Below are 20,490 nucleotides of genomic sequence, written 5' to 3'. Positions count from 1 at the left end.
CTAATTATGAATTTGCTTGTTTAAGCCAGCCTAATCCATCTTCGGTACGGCCTGCTGGATGGTATTCACATCCTAACCAGCCTTCATAACCCATTTCATCCAACTGTTTAAAAATCCATGGGTAATTAACTTCGCCGCTATCCGGTTCATGACGATAAGGGACTGACGCTATCTGAATGTGACTAAATTTACCCCATAAACGCTCAATTGTTTTCAATAAATCACCTTCCATAATTTGGCAGTGATATAAATCCAACTGGATAAATACATTTTCACGAGCAATTTCAGGTAGTAATGCTTCAGCTTGTTTTTGTGTCGTCAAAAAGTATCCAGGCATATCGCGGGTATTGATGGGTTCGATAAGCACACGAATACCGTGCTCAGCCATCACATCCGCCGCATATTGAATATTTTTGATATAGCATGCAGTTTGCTGTTCAAGTGTATAGTTTTCATTCACTTTCCCCGCCATCGCATGAACTTGTTTACAGCCTAAGGCTTTTGCGTATTTCAAGGCCGTTTGTACGCCTTCGGCAAATTCGTTCTCACGACCCGGGATCGAAGCCATACCACGCTCCCCTTGTGCCCAATTTCCCGCTGGCATATTAAACAGAGCTTGTGTTAGATGGTGTTTACTCAGCTCCCCCGCAATGACATCGGCATCTTCTTCATAAGGGAAGAGGTATTCGACACCTTTGAACCCCGCATTTGCAGCACGTTCAAAGCGCTGTATAAAAGGCACTTCGGTAAACATCATGCTTAAATTTGCAGCAAATTTAGCCATTTTCGCCTCGCTACTTTTGTGGATAACGACTTTCGAGCTGTTCAACTTGCTCTTGCGTTAATGTTGTAAAGCCATGTGGGCGTAATGTGATATATAAGCGAGCTGTATCTTCTAACTCTTCTGCATTGAAGAAAGCTTGTCTTAACGTTTTGCCACCCACGACCGGACCATGATTTGATAGCAATACCGCATTATGAGTCGGTGCTAATTTTGCAATTTCCTCACCAATTCGGTCATCCCCCGGTGGCAAGTATTCAATCAATGGCAATTTCCCCACTCGCATCACATAATAAGGTGTGATGGGAGGTAAACAATTTTTTGTATCTAACCCCGGCAAGCAAGACAACGCCGTTAACCAAGGTGAGTGAAGGTGAACAACTGCTTGGCAATCAGGGCGTTGCAAATACATCGCCATATGCATAGAAACTTCTTTTGTCGGCTTATCACCCCCAATCCAATTGCCTTGTGCATCGAGTTTACTCAGTTTGTTAGGGTCTAAATCACCAAAGCTGGAGTTTGTCGGTGTCACAATAATCGAACCATCAGGTAACCGAGCACTAATATTTCCTGCACCACCACTACTGTATCCGCGGTTAAACATTGATTTAGCCCAATCGACTAACTCTTGGCGCAGCGCCTTTTCATCACTCATTAAACATCTCCTGTGCAAACTGGAAGAAATTTTCTTGGCCGAAATTACCTGATTTCAGCGCCAACCAGTTACCGCTTGCTAAATCCTGTACCCATGGCACACCAGGGGCAATTGGTGAACCAATACTTAATTGTTCTGTTCCAAGGCTTTGAACCACTTTTCCTGAGGTTTCGCCACCCGCAATAATAAAGGTGTCATACCCTTTCGCTTGCAACAGTGCGACAACTTCACCAAATACCTTCTCGACCGCGAAACTTGATTCCGCTGCGCCATATTTTTCTTGTGTCTGTTTCAATAATTCAGGGGATTGAGTGGCATAAAGCATTGGCGCTAAACCGGTTAGTTGCTGTGCTTGCACCCAATCAGCTAATGTTTTGGCATACTCTGAGTTATTTAAACATTCACCCACATCCAACATTTTTGCAGGAGCAACTTGCTGATAAGCTTGCACTTGTTTGTTGGTCATTACCGAGCAACTCCCCGATAAAACAACCGTTTTTCTGTTTTTACCTGTTGGTTTTTCGCCACGTTGTGTTGTGCCGCCCCATGGACATTGGCTATCCACATTCGCTAATGCAGCGCCGAGGCCGGAGCCCCCAGTTAACAGTGGCATGGCTTTAACAGCTTGTGCGATAGGAAGCAAATCATCCATCGTTAAGCTATCAACGACCGCGTAACTCACACCTCGTTGAGCTAACTCGGCAAGCTTTTGGCTAACAACGTCACTGCCTTTTTGAATATCTTCAAGTTTGACTAAACCTGCTTTACCTTTTGATTGTTTTTCCATCACACGCAATAAATTTGCGTCGGTCATTGGGGTTACAGGGTGATGCTGCATGCCACTTTCATTAAGTAGCTGGCCATTCACAAATAAATGACCGTGAATAACCGTTCTGCCGTTCACAGGTAACGCTGGGCAAACTAATGCTAAATCTGTTCCCAGTTGTGCCATTAATGCATCTGTAACGGGGCCAATATTGCCTTTTTCGGTTGAATCAAACGTTGAGCAATATTTAAAGAAAATTTGCTGACAATTTGCTTTCTGCTTCAGCCACTTGCACGCATTGGTCGATGCACTAACAGCTTCATCGACAGGACAAGAGCGGCTTTTCAAACTGATCACTATCGCATCAACATCTTCTGGTACTGGTGTATTTTCATCAGGTTCATTCAATAGCTGAACAACCTTCCAACCGTTTTGCACCATAAAGCCTGCAATATCTGTCGCACCGGTAAAATCATCCGCTATTACGCCTAACTTCACTGTCATGCTTTTTTCTCCGGTAAAGTAATACCTTTAAATGTTTTGATCACCGCGCTGTCATCCTGCTGACCAAAGCCTTCATTGCTCGCTGAAATAAACATTTGATGGGCTGTTGAAGCAAGTGGCAGCGGGAAATTTAATGCTTTCCCTGTTTCCATCACTAGCCCTAAATCTTTGACAAAAATATCTACTGAGGATTTTGGCGTATAATCACCGTCTAAGACATGTTGCATACGGTTTTCAAACATCCATGAATTTCCAGCTGCATGGGTAACAATGTCGTACATCACGTCAAGGTCAATACCCGCCTTGGCGGCTAAAGCCATACTTTCTGCGGCAACAGCTATATGCACCCCAGCTAATAACTGGTGAATCGTTTTGACGGTTGAACCTAAGCCGACTTCATCCCCTACGCGATATAAGCGCTCAGAAATAGCGTTAAATACGGGTGAAAGCTGCTCAAATAGAGCTGGTTCACCTGAAGCCATGATGGTCAACTTCCCTTCAGCGGCTTTAATTGAACCACCTGAAATAGGCGCATCTACAAGCGGTAATTGATATGAGGCAAGGCGCTGAGCGATATTTTTAGTTTGTTCCGCAGCCAAGGTACTGTGCAACACAATAACCGTACCGGGGCGTAGTTGTTCAACTAAAGGCTGTTCACCCGAAAATAAAATGGCTTCAACTTGACGACCATTAACCACCACCAGCAACAAAGCATCAATTTCATGGGCAAATTCCGCTGCATTTTGCCCCACTGCAATTGCGCCTGCGTTAAGTAGGCTTTTGCATGCACCTTGGTTTAAATCAAATCCATAGGTAGGAATGTTATTTTTTATAAGAGATTGTGCGATCCCCATCCCCATAGAACCTAGGCCAATCACGCTAATTTTATTAACGAAATTTCCCATAATGACCCCTGATGTTGTTAATCTTCGTGACTGTTGTGAATTTTCACACAATAAAATTCACAAACACATGACTAATATCACATTTGAGATAATATAAAAAACAAACAATAAAAGCATAATTAATTGAATTAAAACAAAATAAATAGAAATCTACCTTAAACATGCTTTCACAGAATAATGTGATAGAAAATGTGACGCTCGTTATATTTATTCACGTTTAATTCACAAATGAAAAACCTTTGTTTCTCTACTGGGCTATATTCAATGCATCATTTCTATTGACCTAAAACTCAAATTGCTGAAAATAGCCGACTACAATTTTTTGAATAATGCTCCATACTATGGATGAGAGCATAAATTGGCGGATTGCCTAGGAGATAACATGGGGTTATTTGAGCAAATGATGGGTATGGTTGCAGGCGATAAAATGCAACAATTTCAATCAGTAATAAACTGGGTTGAGGAGCAAGGTGGCCTTCAAGGTGTTATCGAAAAATTTAACGAGCAAGGCTTAGGCGGTGTTATTGCATCGTGGATCAGTGAAGGAAATAATTTACCTATCGATGCCAGCCAATTAATGCAAGTTTTTGGAAATGCAAATATCCAAGAATTAGCTCAACAGGTTGGCTTAGAGCCTCAAGCAACCTCAGAAATGATTGCTAAATATCTTCCTCAGTTGGTTGATAGCGCCACACCAAATGGCGAAGTCCCAGAAAACCTCGATTTGGCTTCTATCGGTATGAACTTACTGAAATCTAAATTATTTGGTTAATACTTTCTAAAAAGGCAGGGAAAACCTGCCTTTTTGACACACTAACTAATCGCCATTTTACTGCTCATTTCTGAGCTGTTTTGCTGCTTCAATCATGTTAGCTAATGCTTGGCGAGTTTCTGGCCAGCCACGAGTTTTCAAGCCGCAATCAGGGTTAACCCATAAGCGCTCAACCGGAACACGCTTCGCCGCCTTTCTTAATAGCGCAACAATCCATTCCACATTCGGTACATTTGGTGAGTGAATATCATAAACACCGGGACCAATTTCATTTGGATAATCAAAATCTTCGAATGCGTCTAACAGATCCATATCTGAACGTGATGTTTCAATCGTAATCACGTCGGCATCCAATGCCGCAATGGAATCCATGATGTCATTGAATTCGCAATAGCACATATGGGTGTGAATTTGCGTGTCGTCATCCGCAATCGCAGCACTGAGCTTGAAGGCGTCAACCGCCCATTTGAGGTAAGCTGCCCACTCGTCTCGACGCAATGGTAACCCTTCACGCAGTGCAGGCTCATCGATTTGAATAATACCGATACCCGCTTTTTGTAAGTCGTCCACTTCATCACGTAACGCTAGCGCAATTTGTTTCGCTATCGTTTCACGGCTAACATCTTCACGTGGGAATGACCAACATAGAATAGTGACAGGGCCAGTTAACATCCCTTTGACAGGTTTCTTCGTTAAGGATTGAGCATATTTTGCCCACTCCACCGTAATGGCTTCTGGGCGACTAATATCACCAATAATCACTGGCGGTTTAACGCAACGTGAACCGTAACTTTGCACCCAACCATTTTGGGTAAATACATAGCCATCAAAGTGCTCACCAAAGTATTCCACCATGTCATTACGTTCAGCTTCACCATGCACAAGGACATCGATATCTAAAATTTCTTGTTCTTTAATGGCTTGCTTAATATGTTCACTAATATTGGTGCGATAGTAGGTTTTATCCACATTCCCTTTTTTGAAGTCTAAACGTAATGTTCTGATTTCACTTGTTTGAGGAAATGAGCCAATCGTGGTTGTTGGCCATAATGGTAAGTTAAAGCGTTGACGTTGGCGCGCTGCTCGCTGTGGATAGGGGCTATAACGTTCTGTATCCCCTTCGCTGATTGCCGCCAAACGCTGAGCCACTGAAGCATTATTCACACGAGCTGATGTTCTACGCGCTCGAATAGGTGCGCTGTATGTATCTAATTCAGCAATATGGCTGTCTGTTGGCTGATTTAACGCTTTTGTTAACAGAACAAGTTCTTCGCATTTTTGGATAGCGAAAGCAAACCAGCTTTTCACTTCAGCATCTAAACGTGTCTCATCATTTAAGTCAATTGGGCTGTGCAGTAATGAACATGACGTTCCTACCCATATATCACGCTGACCTAAGAGCGGCTTCACCTGTAAGAATTTTTCCCCTAAGTCAGCCTTCCATACGTTACGACCATTAATAATTCCTAGTGATAATACCCAGTCTGCTGGCAGCACTTGATGTAGTTTTTCAATATCATCAGCGCCTGCGACCACATCAACATGTAGACCTTGCACAGGAAGTTGCTTAATCAAGCCTAAATGGTGGCTCACACCATCAAAATAGGTGGTTAGCAGTATTTTTATTTGGCCTGATAGCACTTGGTAAGCCTGCTGATAAGCTTGCTGCCATTGATCTGGTAAATCTAACACTAATGCAGGCTCATCAATTTGCACCCACTCAAGACCTTTTTCTGCTAAGCGTGATAGGATCTCCTGATAAACAGGTAATATTTCATTCAATAATGATAAGCGGTCAAACGGTTCACCTTTCACTTTACCTAACCAAAGGTAGGTTATAGGACCAATGATAACCGGTTTCACATTGTGGCCTAATGCTAATGCTTCATCGACTTCGTCAAACAGTTGTGTCCAAGACAGAGAAAATTGTTGCCCTTTTTGAAATTCAGGCACGATGTAGTGGTAGTTAGTATTGAACCACTTCGTCATCTCACCTGCTGGAGCGGGTTTGCCCGTTGGTGCGCGACCGCGGGCTACACGAAATAAGGTATCTAAATCAATCGAACCATCTTCATTTTGATGGCGTGGCGGCACATTGCCTAATAACAAACTGGTTGTCAGCACTTGGTCATACCAAGCGAAATCACCAACGGGTAATAGCTCAACACCCGCCTCTTTTTGTTGCTGCCAATGGCGTACACGTAGTTGATAACCAGTTTCTAATAGAGCGGCTTGGTCAATCTTGCCTGCCCAATAATCTTCTTGTGCACGTTTTAGCTCTCTTTTTAGACCGACACGTGGAAAACCAAGTGTATGATTTATAACAGACATATTGACCCCTTAAAATATTTAGCCGTCTAGATGTTTACACATCCATAATCAACAGGTACTGTATAAAGCACAAGCGCAAATTTTTCATTGTCACCGTGAAGGTTTCTCATGATCGAACTAAAACATTTAAAAACATTGCAAGCGCTCAGCCAATACGGTTCATTAGCGGCAACAGCAACTCACTTGCACCAGACACAATCTGCTTTATCACATCAGTTTAGTGATTTAGAGCATCGGCTAGGTTTCCGGTTATTTGTTCGTAAAAGCCAGCCATTGCGCTTTACGCCACAAGGGGAAGTCTTATTACAATTGGCGCAACAGGTTCTGCCATTGGTGAAAGATGCTATTCGAGTATGTAATGAGCCTGGGGTTTGTGCGTTACGCATCGCGATTGAATGCCATAGCTGCATTCAGTGGTTGACCCCTGCATTACAACAATTCAGACAAACTTGGCCACAAGTCAGCGTAGATTTTAAGTCAGGGGTGACGTTCGACCCTCAACCTGAATTGCTGTCAAGGGAATTGGATATTGTGATGACCTCTGACATTTTGCCAGATCAAGGCATCCACTATACGCCAATGTTTGATTATGAAGTGAAATTGATTGTAGCGAATGACCACCCGTTAGCCAAAAGGCCGCATATTGAACCCCATGATTTGGCAGATGAAACGTTGCTTATCTACCCTGTACAACGGGATCGCTTCGATGTTTGGCGCCATTTTCTGCAACCTGCGGGCGTGTCTCCTAATGTGAAAAATGTCGATAACACATTAATTTTAATCCAAATGGTTGCAGCCAAAATGGGCATTGCCGCACTACCTCACTGGGCGGTTGATTCATTTGAAAAACAAGGGCTAGTAAAAACCAAAACCTTGGGTAGCGGTTTATGGAGCCGGCTGTATGCAGCTTGCCGTGAAGGAGAACAGCGCCAGCCAGCTATTGAAGCGTTTACTGAGACGACGACGGACCACGCCGTGGAGAACTTGTCTTATGTGAAGGCCGCGAAAGGATCCAACGCTTATGCACCCAAAGAGAAGCAACTATCAGGCTCGATCCTATGGTAAAACTCAGCCAATCCGGATGTTGTTGCCAGATAGCAAAATTCACTAATAACCCCGCTGGAACCATCATGTTATTCATAATAGCAAGGGTTCCGGCATCCACTTTGGTTGCGCCATAGTTCCACATAAAGTAGCCAATGCCTGAAGCTGCAATACCCAACCACAGTAAGACGCCCCACTGGAGAGTCGTTGTCGGCATCATCGATTTATTACCAAATAGCAGCCATCCAAGTAATGCAATTAGCGTTGCACCAAGGTAAAACCATGAGAAAGCCTGATGTTGAGGGATCGGATGCACCTCCATCAGACGTTTATACCCCACCTGCCCAATCGCAAAAAAGATATTTGCTAACTGCACAAAAAGTAAACCTAACCAAAAAGATTCACTCAAGTGGTCATAACGAATAATTGCAGCACCGATTACCGCTAATAGTGAGCTAAACAAATAGCCTTTACGCAGCTTTTGCCGTTCTAATAAGTCATAAATTAACGTGACATATAGCGGCGTTAATACCGTAAAAAGCAAAAATTCAGCAACAGTAAGGTATTGATAAGCATGGAAGACAAACAGGTACATGATACCTAGTTGGCAAGCGCCCACTAGCATATAGAGCGCAATCACTTTAGCGCTAAATTGGCGCCAACGTAGGAAAGGTAAAAAAACCAGCGAAGCCAGTGCAACCCGTACTAACACTGAAAACCAACTATCTACTTGACCCGCAAGGTATTCGCCGATAAGACTAAACGACGCTGCCCAAAGCAGCGTCGTGATAACAAGTAACCACATAATGCTGTATTTCGCCCCAAACTTAAGAATGTTGGCTAGAATACTCGCTTTTTGGTTTTAATGCTCTTTTTCGATCAAGACGGCTTCTAATAAATCCAGATCAACCAGTAACGTTTGTAGCGTTTCATTACTGATTTTCTTGGTTGCGCGCAAGTGATAAAGCTCACCACGTTCTGCGCGTAATGCCGTTAAACGGAAACGCCGTTCAAGGTCTTCAACCAGCAAATTATGGTCAATTTCATCTTGTCCTGCGGTACGTCGCCTTAAATAACCCGTCACGCGGGAAGCGACTTCACTGATATCTTCTGAATCGAGTTTTTCATCAACGTCAGCAGATAAACGTTCCTGCATTTTATTTAAACTGACAATCGCCACTTCCGCCATCGCGGCTTTTGCCATGCGAATTTCATTGGCATCCGCTTCTTTATCTCCCACGTTAAAATTACGCAGCAGAAGCGGTAAAGCGACCACACCTGCAAAAATGGAAAATAAGATAACTCCCGCGGCAATAAACACGAGCTGGTAACGAGCAGGGAATGGCGAGCCATCCGTTAAAAATAACGGAATAGAGAGCACACCCGCTAAGGTAATAGCCCCACGTACCCCTGCAAAAGAGGCTAGCCAAAGCTCACGTACGGTATAGTTCGCAAATTGTAGTGGCTTTTTCTTTAAGAATAAACGGCTAAACCTTTTCATCAGCCATAGCCAACAAAAACGCAATAACAGTAAAGCAAAATAGATAATTGCCACCGCGGCAAATAGCATCCACGTTTCTACGCTTGGGTCGAGATCTGCTTGGATAACAGACGTTTCCCAGATACCGGGCAATTGAAGCCCTAACATGATGAAAACCAACCCGTTAAAGACAAATTCAAGCATCGACCAAACGCTATCAGCACGTAGCCTCATCGCTAATGGAGCGTTACGGATAACCCCCGATTTTGTGATGGTCATACCCGCCGCAACGGCGGCTAAAATACCTGAAAACCCAATATGTTCCGCAATCATGTATGATGCAAATGGCAGCAATAGCATAAATACAATTTGGGTTGCTGGGTCATCACCACTCCAACGGCTCATTAAACGTAACGATTTGCTGTACAGCCAAGTCACGATAATACCTGCGAGTAGCCCGCCAACCGCAACTTTGAAAAATTCAATGGTAACGCCAGAAGCACTAAACACCATGGTTCCCATGGCAATTGCTACCGCAAATTTTAATGCAACCAGACCAGAGGCATCATTCATCAATGCCTCCCCTTCTAGCACACTCATCATCCGTTTAGGGATACGCCCTTTTCCAACAATTGAAGATAACGCAACGGCATCAGTTGGAGATAGCACAGCCGCTAGAGCAAACGCAGCAATCAATGGAATACCTGGCATCAACCAGTAAATTAAATAACCAATCCCAATCACTGTAACCAGCACGAGAACCAACACTAAAATAAAAATTTCTCGACCATTTTGAAAGAACTCGCGTGTTGGGGTTTTCCACCCATCAACAAACAACAAAGGTGGGATTAACAGAACCATAAAAAGTTCTGGGTCAAAGGTGACATGCAGGCCGAATTGAGGCCAAGCCAACAGCGCACCGATAGCAATTTGAATGAGAGGAAGAGGAATACGAATAGGAAGAATTTTAGCGGCTACCCCTGAAACAGAGACAGCTAAAATCAAAATAAGAATAGTAAAGAAAATTTCCATGTTGCCCTTACTGAATTAACCTAGCGACTAGAACCTAAAATTTTGCCTGCCGCCGCATAGTAAGAGATAGCACCGTCCAGACCATGATAATTAAGACTAAGCCAGTAACCAGTGGAAATCATGCACATCCACTTGATTAACTGCCTTCTCTCTATTTTATCCCTAGCCATCCATTTTCGGGGAAAAAATTGAGACTTTACGATTAATTAATACAATAAGTTAAAAAGGTGGCAACACTAGCCACCTTTTTGAAATAATCCACTTTAGATTGCCAGACCTGAAGCATAAAACACCACTAAAAGTACAGCAATAATCACAGTACCAATATTCAATTTGCGCCATTCGCCTGCGCAAATGCGGCCGATAACCAAAGCAGCAAAGCCTAACATGATCCCCGTGACGATATTACAAGTCAGAACAATGAATACGGCACACAATAAGCCAGACATTGAATCCACAAAATCATCGAAATCAAGCTTAGAGACATTACTTAACATTAAAAGCCCAACATACATCAATGCTGGAGCTGTTGCATAGGCAGGCACCAAATAAGATAGCGGCGATAAAAAGAGAATAAGTAAGAACAGTACGCCGACAACCACGGCGGTTAAACCTGTGCGACCACCAGCGGCGGTACCTGCTGCAGATTCAATATATACCGCCGCAGGAGATGCACCAATCGCACCCGCAAAGATACTGCTTACAGAGTCTGCGGTTAACGCTTTACCGCCATCAATAATTTGACCGTCTTTATCCAATAAATTCGCTTGCCCCGCCACCGCACGAATAGTGCCTGTCGCATCAAAAACCGCCGTCATGACTAATGCAAGTAAGCTTGGCAATACCATTGGCTGTAATGCGCCCATGATATCCATATTGAAAACCAATGAAAGCCCGTCATCACCCAATGAAGGCAACTTGAAGAAACCTTGATATTTCACTGCGGGATCAAAAATTAAACCAATAATTGAAATTGCAATAATAACGAGGAGTACACCACCCGGAACACGACGTTTTTCTAAACCAAAAATAACCGCTAAACCAATGAGTGACATCAAAACAGGGAAAGACGTAAATTCACCAAGAGCAACAGGCAGGCCTGCATTTGGGTTTTTGATCACTAAACCCACCCCATTAGCAGCGATTAGCAGTAAAAATAAACCGATACCAATACCTGTACCATGTGCAATACCCATTGGCATATTGCGTAATATCCAACTACGAATACCTGTAACAGAAATGATGGTGAACAAACACCCCATTAAAAATACGGCACCTAGTGCCACAGGAATACTAATTTGCTGCCCTAATACCAAACTAAATGCGGTAAATGCAGTCAGTGAAATAGCACAGCCAATCGCCATTGGTAGATTGGCCCATAACCCCATCAATAAAGAACCAAAACCAGCCACTAAGCAGGTTGCAATAAAGACCGCAGTTGGAGGGAACCCTGCTTGCCCTAACATGCCAGGTACAACGATGACAGAATAAACCATCGCTAAGAATGTGGTTAATCCTGCAATGATTTCACGGCGAACTGAAGAGCCGCGCGCTGTTATCTTGAAAAATGAATCCAATTTGCAACTGGATGAAGCCTGTTGGCCTGACATGGTATACCTCTGCTGTTAATGGAAAACGAAGATTCTCAAATACTGCTAACAACTAACCTATACGTTGACGTAAACGATTACGTTTTTAAGAAAAAATAAACTAACTGAGAAAAAAACCCCAATAAAAACAGTTGCGCAATCGTTTGGCTTTTAAAATAGAATAAAACGTATCGTGAGGGGGGTAATTATCATTCTAAACAGGGGGAATGATCAAGTATTTTTAGCATTTCTTACCCATTTGCTGTTTTTAGCACCCAAATATGCAGATTCTTATGCAATAAAGATTATTTTCAAATAATGATTCTTTTTAGTTACATTTACTTTACGTAAAAATAGCTAAATACCTTTCATATAGTGTCTGTTTAAAGAGGGGGATCATTTTTTTGATACAATCCCAGAATATTTGCTTACAAAACCAATAGCTAAAAACTTATTTACTGGTGGTAATATGCGTCTTCTAAAAATAGAGCTAAAAAAACAGTTCCTATTGTTTTTTATTAAAAAATAAATATCACTTGCTGAGTAAATATATATTTAAGTATATAACCTGAATTATTATCAACTGCAGTTATAGTTTCAATTTAATCAAGTAAAAAACACATAAAACATATTAAAAATGTCAAATAAGAATGCACCATTAATCATATTACAGCGGAGTATTTTACTACTTTTCATTAGTTTTCTTGCTGTGTATTTATTACCAGGAATATATAGCCACAGCCCTTGGAAACAAGATGAAAATTATAGTTTTGGTATTATTCAAACTATGTATGAGACTGGTAAATGGTTAGTACCTACAAATGCGGGTGAGCCATTTATGGAAAAACCCCCGCTTTATTATTGGGTTGCAGCTATTACCTCTCATTTATTTTCAAGCTTCATGCCACTTTATGATGCAGCTCGTAGTGCAAGCTTATTTTTTTCGGTGATCAATTTTTCATTTTTTATTCTTTTGGCACGTCGTTTTTTCCAAGCCACAGACTTCACTGATACTCGCATTTGGGTCGCTTTTGCACTGTATGCCTGTGCCCCCGGTATTATCAGGCATAGTCATGATATGTTTACCGATGTTGCACTGATGGCAGGCGCAACCATTGGTCTGTATGGGTTATTGGGGCTGATACAACAACAAAAAATGCGCATGTCTGCACTTTGGTTATCTCTTGGAACCATCGTCACCATGTTGTCAAAAGGCGTTTTCATCCCCGGAGTTCTCTGGATTTGCCTGTTCTTATCTCCCATTTTTCTTGCTCAGTGCCGGACTAAGCAATTTTGGTTGCACAGCTTAACCGCAGGCCTAATCGCCCTTATCACTATTTTACCTTGGCCTATCCAACTCTACCTTCAGCATCCTGATTTATTTATAGTGTGGTTTTGGGAAAATAATATCGGCCGTTTCTTTGGTTTTTCTGTTGAGAAATTAGGCGCAAAAGCTAACCTAACGCGGATCCCTGCAGCGGTTTCCTTATTTGCCTTTCCTTCCGGTTTACTAGCTGTCGCTTATTTTCTAAGGCACCCAATTAAGCGTTTATTTAATTCAAACGAATTTCTGTTAGCACTATTTCCTTTATTAGGCGTTGTTTTCCTACAGATATCAGCTTCTGGTCGCGCACTATATTTATTGCCTTTTATTGCCCCAATGGCCATTTTAGGAACCCAAACACTACTTAGTTTCCCTGAAAAAATCCTTAATGGAATTGCCCGATTTGCGGCTATTTTATGGTCTGTACTCATTCTTTTTTTATGGGCTTGCTATTTCATCGCCTTGACTGGTCATCAACAAGAATGGCTAGCTCCATTTAGCCGCTGGCTCCCCATGAGCTACCAAATGCCATTTTCTTCCATTGCATTTATCTGCGCTCTGTTAATTACATTGGTATGGTTTTTACGCAATAAAATTATTCCAAACCCTATACCACCTGCTTTTCATATGATGAAAAACTGGTTATTAGGCTTATGTGCTGTTTGGGGGGTAATTTTAACCTTGTTTTTGGGGTGGATAGACTACGCAAAAGGTTTCGAAGGGGTTTTTGTCGATTTAAACCAGCATTTATCTGGCCAATTTACAGAAAATGATTGTATGGCTTCTGATAATATTGGCGAATCTGAAGCGCCAATGCTCTACTATTACACTGGCGTATTACACCAACGCCAAGACCGGTTTGAAAAACCTGAACAATGCCGCTGGCTAATTGTACTCTCAAAAACGATTAAACCTGCGCCACAAGGCATGGAGTTATTCTGGCACAATCACCGCCCAGATGAATTCCGAGAAAATCTAGTTGTGTATAAAGTTATTGAATAATTTATATGCGGTGCTCGCTAATTTGAGTAAAGCACCGCAAATCAGCTTATTGGATAACTTGTTCAACCGTTTGGGCGCTGTATTTTTCTCGTGTGAACCATAAAAATACTGTTACAGACAGAACCAATAACACCGGTAAACCTACAGGTGAGATTGAAGTCGCAACCCCAGCAAGTAATGGCCCTGATAAATTGCCAATTCCCCACAGCATAGCGGCAGCTGCATTAGCGATGATCAACTCATTCCCTTTGAAATATTGGCCGATTTGTACCAAAGCAATGGTATAAATTGCCCCCGCAGTCGCCCCTAAAACAAACAGCAATACCCAAATTAGATAAGGTTGAGTAATAAGGAAGGGCAATAATAGACTGGCTGCAAGTGTGATAATGCCACAAATTCGGTATAGTTTTTCTCTATTCATATGGTCTGCTAGCCAGCCAAAAGGTAACTGCATAATGGCATCCCCAGCAAGAATGGCGCTAATCATTAATGCAGCAACCGCCTCTGTGTGCCCCATTCCCATACCATAAATCGGGAACATCGATAAAATAGTTCCATCAAAGAAGGCAAAAAATAAAATTCCACCACAAATACCCGGTGCGATTTTTACAAATTGAATAATTGAAAAATTAGATTTCGCGGCATTTTCAGCTAAACGGTCACCGACTTTTTGATCCATTAAAATAAATAGCACCACAGAGATTAAATGGATCAACGTACAAATCAATAAAGGTGATTTATCTTCCACACCATAATAAGCAATAAATGAAGGCCCAAGTAGCTGGCTTACTGTGAAGACTGTAGTGTAAATTGCCAAAATACGGCCCCGTTTATTTTCAGGCGATAATTCGTTAATCCACGTTTCCCCCAAGCAAATCATCACACCACTCGCTAAGCCCGTTACTAACCGTAACGGAAATAATAACCAAAGAGGTAACGTACTCAATAATGGTAATAAGCTAATGGCAGAAACAATCGTTGCCAATAGCATTGCTTTTCGCTTACCTGACCAACGCACAATACGTTGAACCACTGGTGCAATTAAAAACATGCCTAATGCAGGTGCCGCCGAAATAATGCCGATATACAACTCATTGAAACCATAGTTATTTAGCCTAAGCGCAACCATTGGAATACTTAGCCCAATAACGATACCAATGACCGCAATACTCATAGTGATAGTAAAAATAGCAAAAGATGGGGAACGACGAAAATTTTGTAAACGCTGATTATCAGAGCTCATGTTGAAATTAACCCGTTTCTTTTTTACAAAAGAACAGATTTTAACTCCATAAAATAGATTATTATGAAAAATAAAAAACCACATCATTACTAGTGAAACTAATAATGTTTGCGGTGATTGTAACACGACTTATATATTCTGCTATTTATCTTTATGAAACTATTTTTGACGTTCTAAATACTTAAAGGACGAAAAAATACCGATAAAGCAGCACAACACCTGATAATAAAATGATGACATTAATAACTTTTAAAAAGCTTTCACGTGAAATTCTTAATGTTATATGCCGTCCAGCCCACGTACCAATTAACATGGCGGGAGAAAATGCTAAAGCAATCAATAAAATATCTAGATTGAGATACACCCCCATCACTAAAAATATCACGACTCGAGTTAGTGTGCTAAACCCAATTAATGTCATTTGAGTGATACGAAAACGCTGTTTATCTTCAATTCGGCTAGATAAATACATGGCATAAATAAAGCCACCACTACCAAATAAAGCACTAAAAACACCACCCACTAAACTAAATGGAACAACTAATGCTTTTGAAAAGGGTGATTTTGCTTTTTTAGAAAAGAAAGCGTGGAGTACATAACCTACAACGAATAACCCAAGTAATAATACGAGTATATCGGGGCGGGTTTTTAATAAAATCGCAGCACCGACTAAACTCCCCACTATCATTAGTGGAATTATCCATTTAATTTCCTGATAATCCGCATTTTTACCATCTTTAAATAAATTTAAAATCGCGGCGGTTAAATCAATTAACGCCAAAATTGGAACAATCATATTTAACGGCAAATACATGGCTAATACTGGTGTTGCAATCAGGGCTGAACCAAAGCCCGCCATGCCAAAAACCAAATAAGCAAAAAGCAGTGTTGAGAAACAAATCGCCATTTCTGGTGATAATAATTCAAACGGCATGACCTAAACTCCAGACGTTTTTTAACATCCTCACTATAGTTTCTTTCAAATACAGAAAATAGTTTTATTTTTGTAGGGTTTTAAATTTCAAATCTATATCAAAAAACAAAATAGCCGCTTTAAATACAATATACAATTAAGCGTGTATAATTTGCTTCTCTGAGTAATACAGAATTAGCACAATAAATTAAAATTCAGGTAAAGACACATTGTGGATAAAAAAATTAATATAAAAATCGGGCAAAAAATTCGCTTACTGAGGCAAGCAAGAGACCTTTCGCTAAACGAACTATCGCGTATATCAGGAATATCGAAAGCGGCTTTATCCAAGCTGGAGTCCGGTGACTCAAACCCACGTATTGATACATTAGAGTCGATTGCTATTGCCCTACGCTTTCCACTTAGCGACCTGTTTACTCGGCAACATGAGGCTTATCCCTATTTCCTCAAAGCCACTCCCAGCGAAAAAGAGTATTCACAACAGTTTAAATTTCGCATTAGCATGGGAAATATCTCTGAAATTTGGCAATTAACCATGAAGAGAGGCGCTATCATCAATAGCCCCGCCCATATGAGTGGAACCCATGAACACATTATGGTGAATTCTGGCTCCCTCATGTTACGACTGCATAACGACCAAAATATCGTCTTAGAGGCGGGGGACTTTTATGCTTTCAGTGGTGATTTCCCACATAGTTATCTCTGTATGGAAGGAGAACTTCAAGCAACTGTTGTTATGACCTACTCCCATCTTAGTGATAGCGTTTAAATTACGGCATGTTGTGCATCATAACTAATGCGCAGTGTCCCCTTTTTAAATTTCATCGACTTAATTGAAAAATGCTGAATATTATCTAGCGAAGAAACATGTGTTCCACCACAAGGCATTTCTTCAGTTTGGTCGATATAACTGATCCGTAAATCATCCTTTTGCTTTATTGCAACGGAGCGTCCACTACGAATGCTTTGGTTAACAATATCTTCAATATATTGGCTATCGAGTTCATCAAAAGGAGTAACATCCCCTTCCATCATGCTAAATTCCACTCGAGATTCATCAGGAAAATGATGGCCTTTTTGTGCAAGCCAGCCAAAACGACGCAATTCCCAATTCAACAAATGACCGGCGGTATGAAGAGCAGCGTAGAGCTGACGTTTTTCTTTGTCCACCCTTGCAACCACATTATTTTCTTGGCTAAAAGTAACACCTTCAGGTATGTATCCTACAATTAGCCCACCCGATTGTTTCTTAATACGAACAGGTATATCATTCACCCATGCTGTATCCATGGGTTGTCCGCCGCCTTGTGGGTGAAAAATGTTATCTTTTAAAGCTATCCAATGACCTTCATCATCATGCCCTTGTACCAGTAGGGATGTTTCAACTTCATACTGATAGGTGTCCGACAAATAGATATTGTTTTGCATAATTTTATACCTGTTTACTATTCATATTGCCAAATACAAACCTGCAATACATTCGGTGAATCATTATCCGGTAGCTGATTTTATATCATCTTTGTTCGCTTTAAGAAACCCTAAATTATCACTATAATTAAATGTAAAAGAAAATAGCCCATGCAATTGAATGGGCTATTTAAGTCATAAAGTTTAATATCAGAATTACTGCAAATAATTTTCCATTGTTTCGAAAAGACGCAAATCATCACTAAAGCGTACTTCCCGAACATCTTCTAATTTTTCAACTTGGTTAATCATTTGCGACAAGCGCTCATCTTTTTGTACTAATAGCCATATACGGCTCTCATCTTTATCTTTAATCGGCATACATAGAATGCCATCAACGTTAAATGCTCTACGGGCAAATAAACCACAAATATGTGACATAACACCTGGGTGGTTACGAACAATTAGCTCTAAAGCAATCGGATGATGTTCAAATACCATAATTACGCTCCAATCATATCAATGTTAGCTGCACCCGGCGGAACCATTGGATATACCTTTTGATTAACATCAATCAAGGCATGGATCAAACATGGACCTTTGGTATTCATTATCGCTTCTAATGCCATTTCTGGGTCTGCTTCATTATTTAAATCGCAAGTTTGCAGACCAAACCCTTCCGCAATCTTGATAAAATCCGTTTGATACGGATAAGCTGCAGCAAATATGCGGTTTTCAAAAAATAAATCTTGCTGTTGATGTACCATTCCTAACGCTTGGTTATTCATTAAGATGATTTTGATATTCAGTTGATGCTCCGCTGCGGTTGCCAACTCTTGAATATTCATCATCAAACTGCCATCACCGGAAAAACACACAATGGTTTTTTCGGGCTTTGCCAGCGCAGCACCAATGGCGGCAGGCAGACCAAAACCCATGGTACCTAACCCACCTGATGTCAGCCATTGACGTGGGCGAGACAGAGGATAAGCTTGGGCTGCCCACATTTGGTGCTGACCAACATCCGTTGTCACAATCGCATCTTCGCCTGCTGCACGTGCCGTAGACAGAACTAAACCATAATGGTTTAACGGGTTATCAGCCTCGCTAAAATTCAATGGATATTTCTCTTTTAATTGATTAACTTGCGCCATCCATTCTGTGCGCTCATTACGTTCAACTAAAGGCAATAACAATTCCAATATTTGACCCGCATCAGCATGAATGGCGATATCTGGGCGCTTAATTTTGCTAATTTCTGCTTTATCGATATCCACATGGATAATTTTTGCGTTAGGGCAAAATTTCTCAGCTTTCCCTATCGCTCTATCATCAAAACGCGCGCCAATCACAATTAACAAATCCGATTCTTCCATAATCATGTTAGTACTTGCGGCAGCATGCATACCTAACATCCCTAAATATAAGGGGTTTCGCATCGGGATAGTACCAAGTGCCATTAGTGTCATGGTTGTCGGTAACGTTGCTTTTTCCGCAAATGCAATCGCCGTTTCTGTGGAATCGGAGCTAATTACCCCACCACCAAAATACAGTACTGGACGTTTCGCGTTATTAATCATTTCAGCCGCTTGTAGCACTTTTTCCATGTCAAATGCAGGGGCTTTATCTTTCGGTAATACTTCTGGTATTTCAGTTAGTTCAATTGTGGCTGTTTGAACATCTTTTGGAATATCAATCCAAACAGGTCCAGGGCGGCCTGACTCTGCAATACGAAAAGCATCACAAATCACTTGTGGCAATTCATTGATATTACGAACCAAATAGTTATGTTTCGTTACTGGAATCGAAATACCATAGGTATCAACTTCTTGGAAAGCATCTGTACCAATCATTGATGAAGAAACTTGAGCAGTAATACAAACCAGCGGGATAGAGTCCAGCTTTGCATCTGCGATAGCGGTCACTAAGTTTGTCGCACCAGGGCCACTTGAAGAGATACAAACCGCGGCTTTTCCCGTGGTACGAGCAATTCCCTGAGCTATAAAACCTGCACCTTGCTCATGACGTGCCAGTATGTGGCGGATTTTCTGGCTTTGACCTAATGCGTCATAAAAAGGTAAAGCCGCTCCACCTGGAATGCCTGAAACGATAGTAATACCGTGCTTTTCCAGTAAATATACGATTAATTCCGCACCCGTAAAGCGGGTTTTATGTGGTGTTGTGGTGCCCGATTCGCTCATCATAATTATCCTTTGCTAGCCTGCGGATCCGAGCGAGAGGTGATAAAAAACCCCGCTCGGTTTGCGCCGGCGGGGTTTCTAAATCTGCGTTGATTTGTACCCGTTACGGCGCTAAGCCCACGACCACCACCACACGCACGACCACCGCGGCACATGGCGCGGTTAGTAGTAGGTTTGAGTGATTAGTAATCATGTTCACGGGATTTTCCTGTTTAGTCTGTCTAATTTATTGATTGTTGTTTTTCAGTTTCTTTTCTTAAGAAAACATAAATTTCTCAGGATGACAATCATTTTTTCTTGTTTTATTCCAAAGGAATGGTAATTGCGACATTCATCACACACCACTCTAATGGAGATATTATCTACAAAAATAAAAAAATACAGCATTAATCGCTATTTTAAATCACCCAAAAAAACCTTGACTTAAAGTCAACTTCAAGTTGCATCCTTTGCTCCAATCAAGGGGATTGCGCCTTGATGGAAATATTAACTAATTGATTTTTAATTAATAAATAGAGGG

At 41.4% G+C, this 20,490-nt stretch carries 18 protein-coding genes; 4 read left to right on the top strand and 14 right to left on the bottom strand.

Going from position 1 to position 20,490, the window contains the following annotated elements; translation table 11 throughout:
- Window positions 1-4 precede the first annotated feature (4 nt).
- Genes otnI through ltnD form a run of 4 tightly spaced genes read right to left on the bottom strand, consistent with a single transcriptional unit; the run spans window position 5 to window position 3,611 of the window.
- Entirely contained in the window at window positions 5-784 is a 780-nt protein-coding gene (gene otnI, locus PSF31_RS09560; RefSeq protein WP_096865128.1) for a 2-oxo-tetronate isomerase, read from the bottom strand.
- Window positions 785-794: 10 nt separating this feature from the next.
- Window positions 795-1,436 (bottom strand): 3-oxo-tetronate 4-phosphate decarboxylase, encoded by a 642-nt coding sequence (gene otnC, locus PSF31_RS09555; RefSeq protein ID WP_004260842.1) that lies wholly within the window; start codon window positions 1,434-1,436, stop codon window positions 795-797.
- Window positions 1,429-2,706, bottom strand: coding sequence for a 3-oxo-tetronate kinase (otnK, locus tag PSF31_RS09550; protein ID WP_096865129.1), 1,278 nt, complete (start codon window positions 2,704-2,706; stop codon window positions 1,429-1,431). Before otnK ends, otnC begins: the two co-directional genes overlap by 8 nt.
- Window positions 2,703-3,611: an L-threonate dehydrogenase gene (gene ltnD / locus PSF31_RS09545; RefSeq protein ID WP_164561228.1), complete on the bottom strand. Its 909-nt coding sequence runs from the start codon at window positions 3,609-3,611 to the stop codon at window positions 2,703-2,705. The genes otnK and ltnD overlap by 4 nt, the downstream gene beginning before the upstream one ends.
- A 382-nt stretch (window positions 3,612-3,993) precedes the next feature.
- Between ltnD and PSF31_RS09540 the strand changes: the two genes are divergently transcribed.
- Entirely contained in the window at window positions 3,994-4,383 is a 390-nt protein-coding gene (locus tag PSF31_RS09540; protein WP_004260854.1) for a YidB family protein, read from the top strand.
- A 57-nt stretch (window positions 4,384-4,440) separates the two neighbouring features.
- Here the strand turns inward: PSF31_RS09540 and metE are convergent, their stop codons facing one another.
- A complete protein-coding gene (gene metE / locus PSF31_RS09535) occupies window positions 4,441-6,714 on the bottom strand; it encodes a 5-methyltetrahydropteroyltriglutamate--homocysteine S-methyltransferase (protein ID WP_096865131.1) in 2,274 nt (757 codons plus the stop codon).
- A 108-nt stretch (window positions 6,715-6,822) separates the two neighbouring features.
- Here metE and metR point away from each other — a divergent pair, with 108 nt between their 5' ends.
- Window positions 6,823-7,779: an HTH-type transcriptional regulator MetR gene (metR, locus tag PSF31_RS09530; RefSeq protein WP_004260859.1), complete on the top strand. Its 957-nt coding sequence runs from the start codon at window positions 6,823-6,825 to the stop codon at window positions 7,777-7,779.
- Here metR and PSF31_RS09525 read toward each other — a convergent pair.
- The 3 genes from PSF31_RS09525 to PSF31_RS09515 form a co-directional block, all read right to left on the bottom strand.
- The gene (locus PSF31_RS09525) at window positions 7,664-8,563 is read right to left on the bottom strand and encodes a carboxylate/amino acid/amine transporter (RefSeq protein ID WP_004260860.1); all 900 of its coding nucleotides are present in this window, start codon (window positions 8,561-8,563) and stop codon (window positions 7,664-7,666) included. The genes metR and PSF31_RS09525 overlap by 116 nt on opposite strands.
- Window positions 8,564-8,620: 57 nt before the next feature.
- Entirely contained in the window at window positions 8,621-10,270 is a 1,650-nt protein-coding gene (locus PSF31_RS09520) for a Na+/H+ antiporter (RefSeq protein WP_096865132.1), read from the bottom strand.
- Window positions 10,271-10,533: 263 nt separating this feature from the next.
- Complete coding sequence (locus PSF31_RS09515; protein WP_004260863.1) at window positions 10,534-11,880, bottom strand: NCS2 family permease; 1,347 nt, start codon at window positions 11,878-11,880, stop codon at window positions 10,534-10,536.
- A 616-nt stretch (window positions 11,881-12,496) separates the two neighbouring features.
- Between PSF31_RS09515 and PSF31_RS09510 the strand changes: the two genes are divergently transcribed.
- Window positions 12,497-14,185, top strand: coding sequence for an ArnT family glycosyltransferase (locus PSF31_RS09510; RefSeq protein WP_096865133.1), 1,689 nt, complete (start codon window positions 12,497-12,499; stop codon window positions 14,183-14,185).
- 46 nt (window positions 14,186-14,231) lie between these two features.
- Here the strand turns inward: PSF31_RS09510 and PSF31_RS09505 are convergent, their stop codons facing one another.
- Entirely contained in the window at window positions 14,232-15,515 is a 1,284-nt protein-coding gene (locus PSF31_RS09505; RefSeq protein WP_110592626.1) for an MFS transporter, read from the bottom strand.
- Between the two features lie 94 nt (window positions 15,516-15,609).
- A complete protein-coding gene (locus tag PSF31_RS09500; RefSeq protein ID WP_094961400.1) occupies window positions 15,610-16,362 on the bottom strand; it encodes a sulfite exporter TauE/SafE family protein in 753 nt (250 codons plus the stop codon).
- A gap of 211 nt (window positions 16,363-16,573) precedes the next feature.
- On the opposite strand from PSF31_RS09500, the gene PSF31_RS09495 reads away from it, so the two are divergent.
- Window positions 16,574-17,131: a helix-turn-helix domain-containing protein gene (locus PSF31_RS09495; RefSeq protein ID WP_004260872.1), complete on the top strand. Its 558-nt coding sequence runs from the start codon at window positions 16,574-16,576 to the stop codon at window positions 17,129-17,131.
- Here the strand turns inward: PSF31_RS09495 and PSF31_RS09490 are convergent.
- The 4 genes from PSF31_RS09490 to ivbL all read right to left on the bottom strand — a co-directional run bounded on the left by PSF31_RS09490 (window position 17,128) and on the right by ivbL (window position 20,163).
- The gene (locus tag PSF31_RS09490) at window positions 17,128-17,790 is read right to left on the bottom strand and encodes a hypothetical protein (protein WP_164561229.1); all 663 of its coding nucleotides are present in this window, start codon (window positions 17,788-17,790) and stop codon (window positions 17,128-17,130) included. The two genes, PSF31_RS09495 and PSF31_RS09490, sit on opposite strands and share 4 nt — an antisense overlap.
- Window positions 17,791-17,985: 195 nt before the next feature.
- A complete protein-coding gene (ilvN, locus tag PSF31_RS09485; RefSeq protein WP_004260877.1) occupies window positions 17,986-18,270 on the bottom strand; it encodes an acetolactate synthase small subunit in 285 nt (94 codons plus the stop codon).
- A 2-nt stretch (window positions 18,271-18,272) separates the two neighbouring features.
- The gene (gene ilvB, locus PSF31_RS09480) at window positions 18,273-19,970 is read right to left on the bottom strand and encodes an acetolactate synthase large subunit (RefSeq protein WP_036958316.1); all 1,698 of its coding nucleotides are present in this window, start codon (window positions 19,968-19,970) and stop codon (window positions 18,273-18,275) included.
- 103 nt (window positions 19,971-20,073) lie between these two features.
- Window positions 20,074-20,163 (bottom strand): ilvB operon leader peptide IvbL, encoded by a 90-nt coding sequence (gene ivbL, locus PSF31_RS09475; RefSeq protein WP_099975407.1) that lies wholly within the window; start codon window positions 20,161-20,163, stop codon window positions 20,074-20,076.
- Window positions 20,164-20,490 lie beyond the last annotated feature (327 nt).

Origin of the sequence: Providencia sp. PROV156 (assembly GCF_028480905.1) — a bacterium.
GTDB classification, from domain to species: Bacteria; Pseudomonadota; Gammaproteobacteria; order Enterobacterales; family Enterobacteriaceae; genus Providencia; species Providencia hangzhouensis.
The sequence above is the reverse complement of the archived record's forward strand: the minus strand, read 5'-3'. Positions and strand labels throughout refer to the sequence as shown.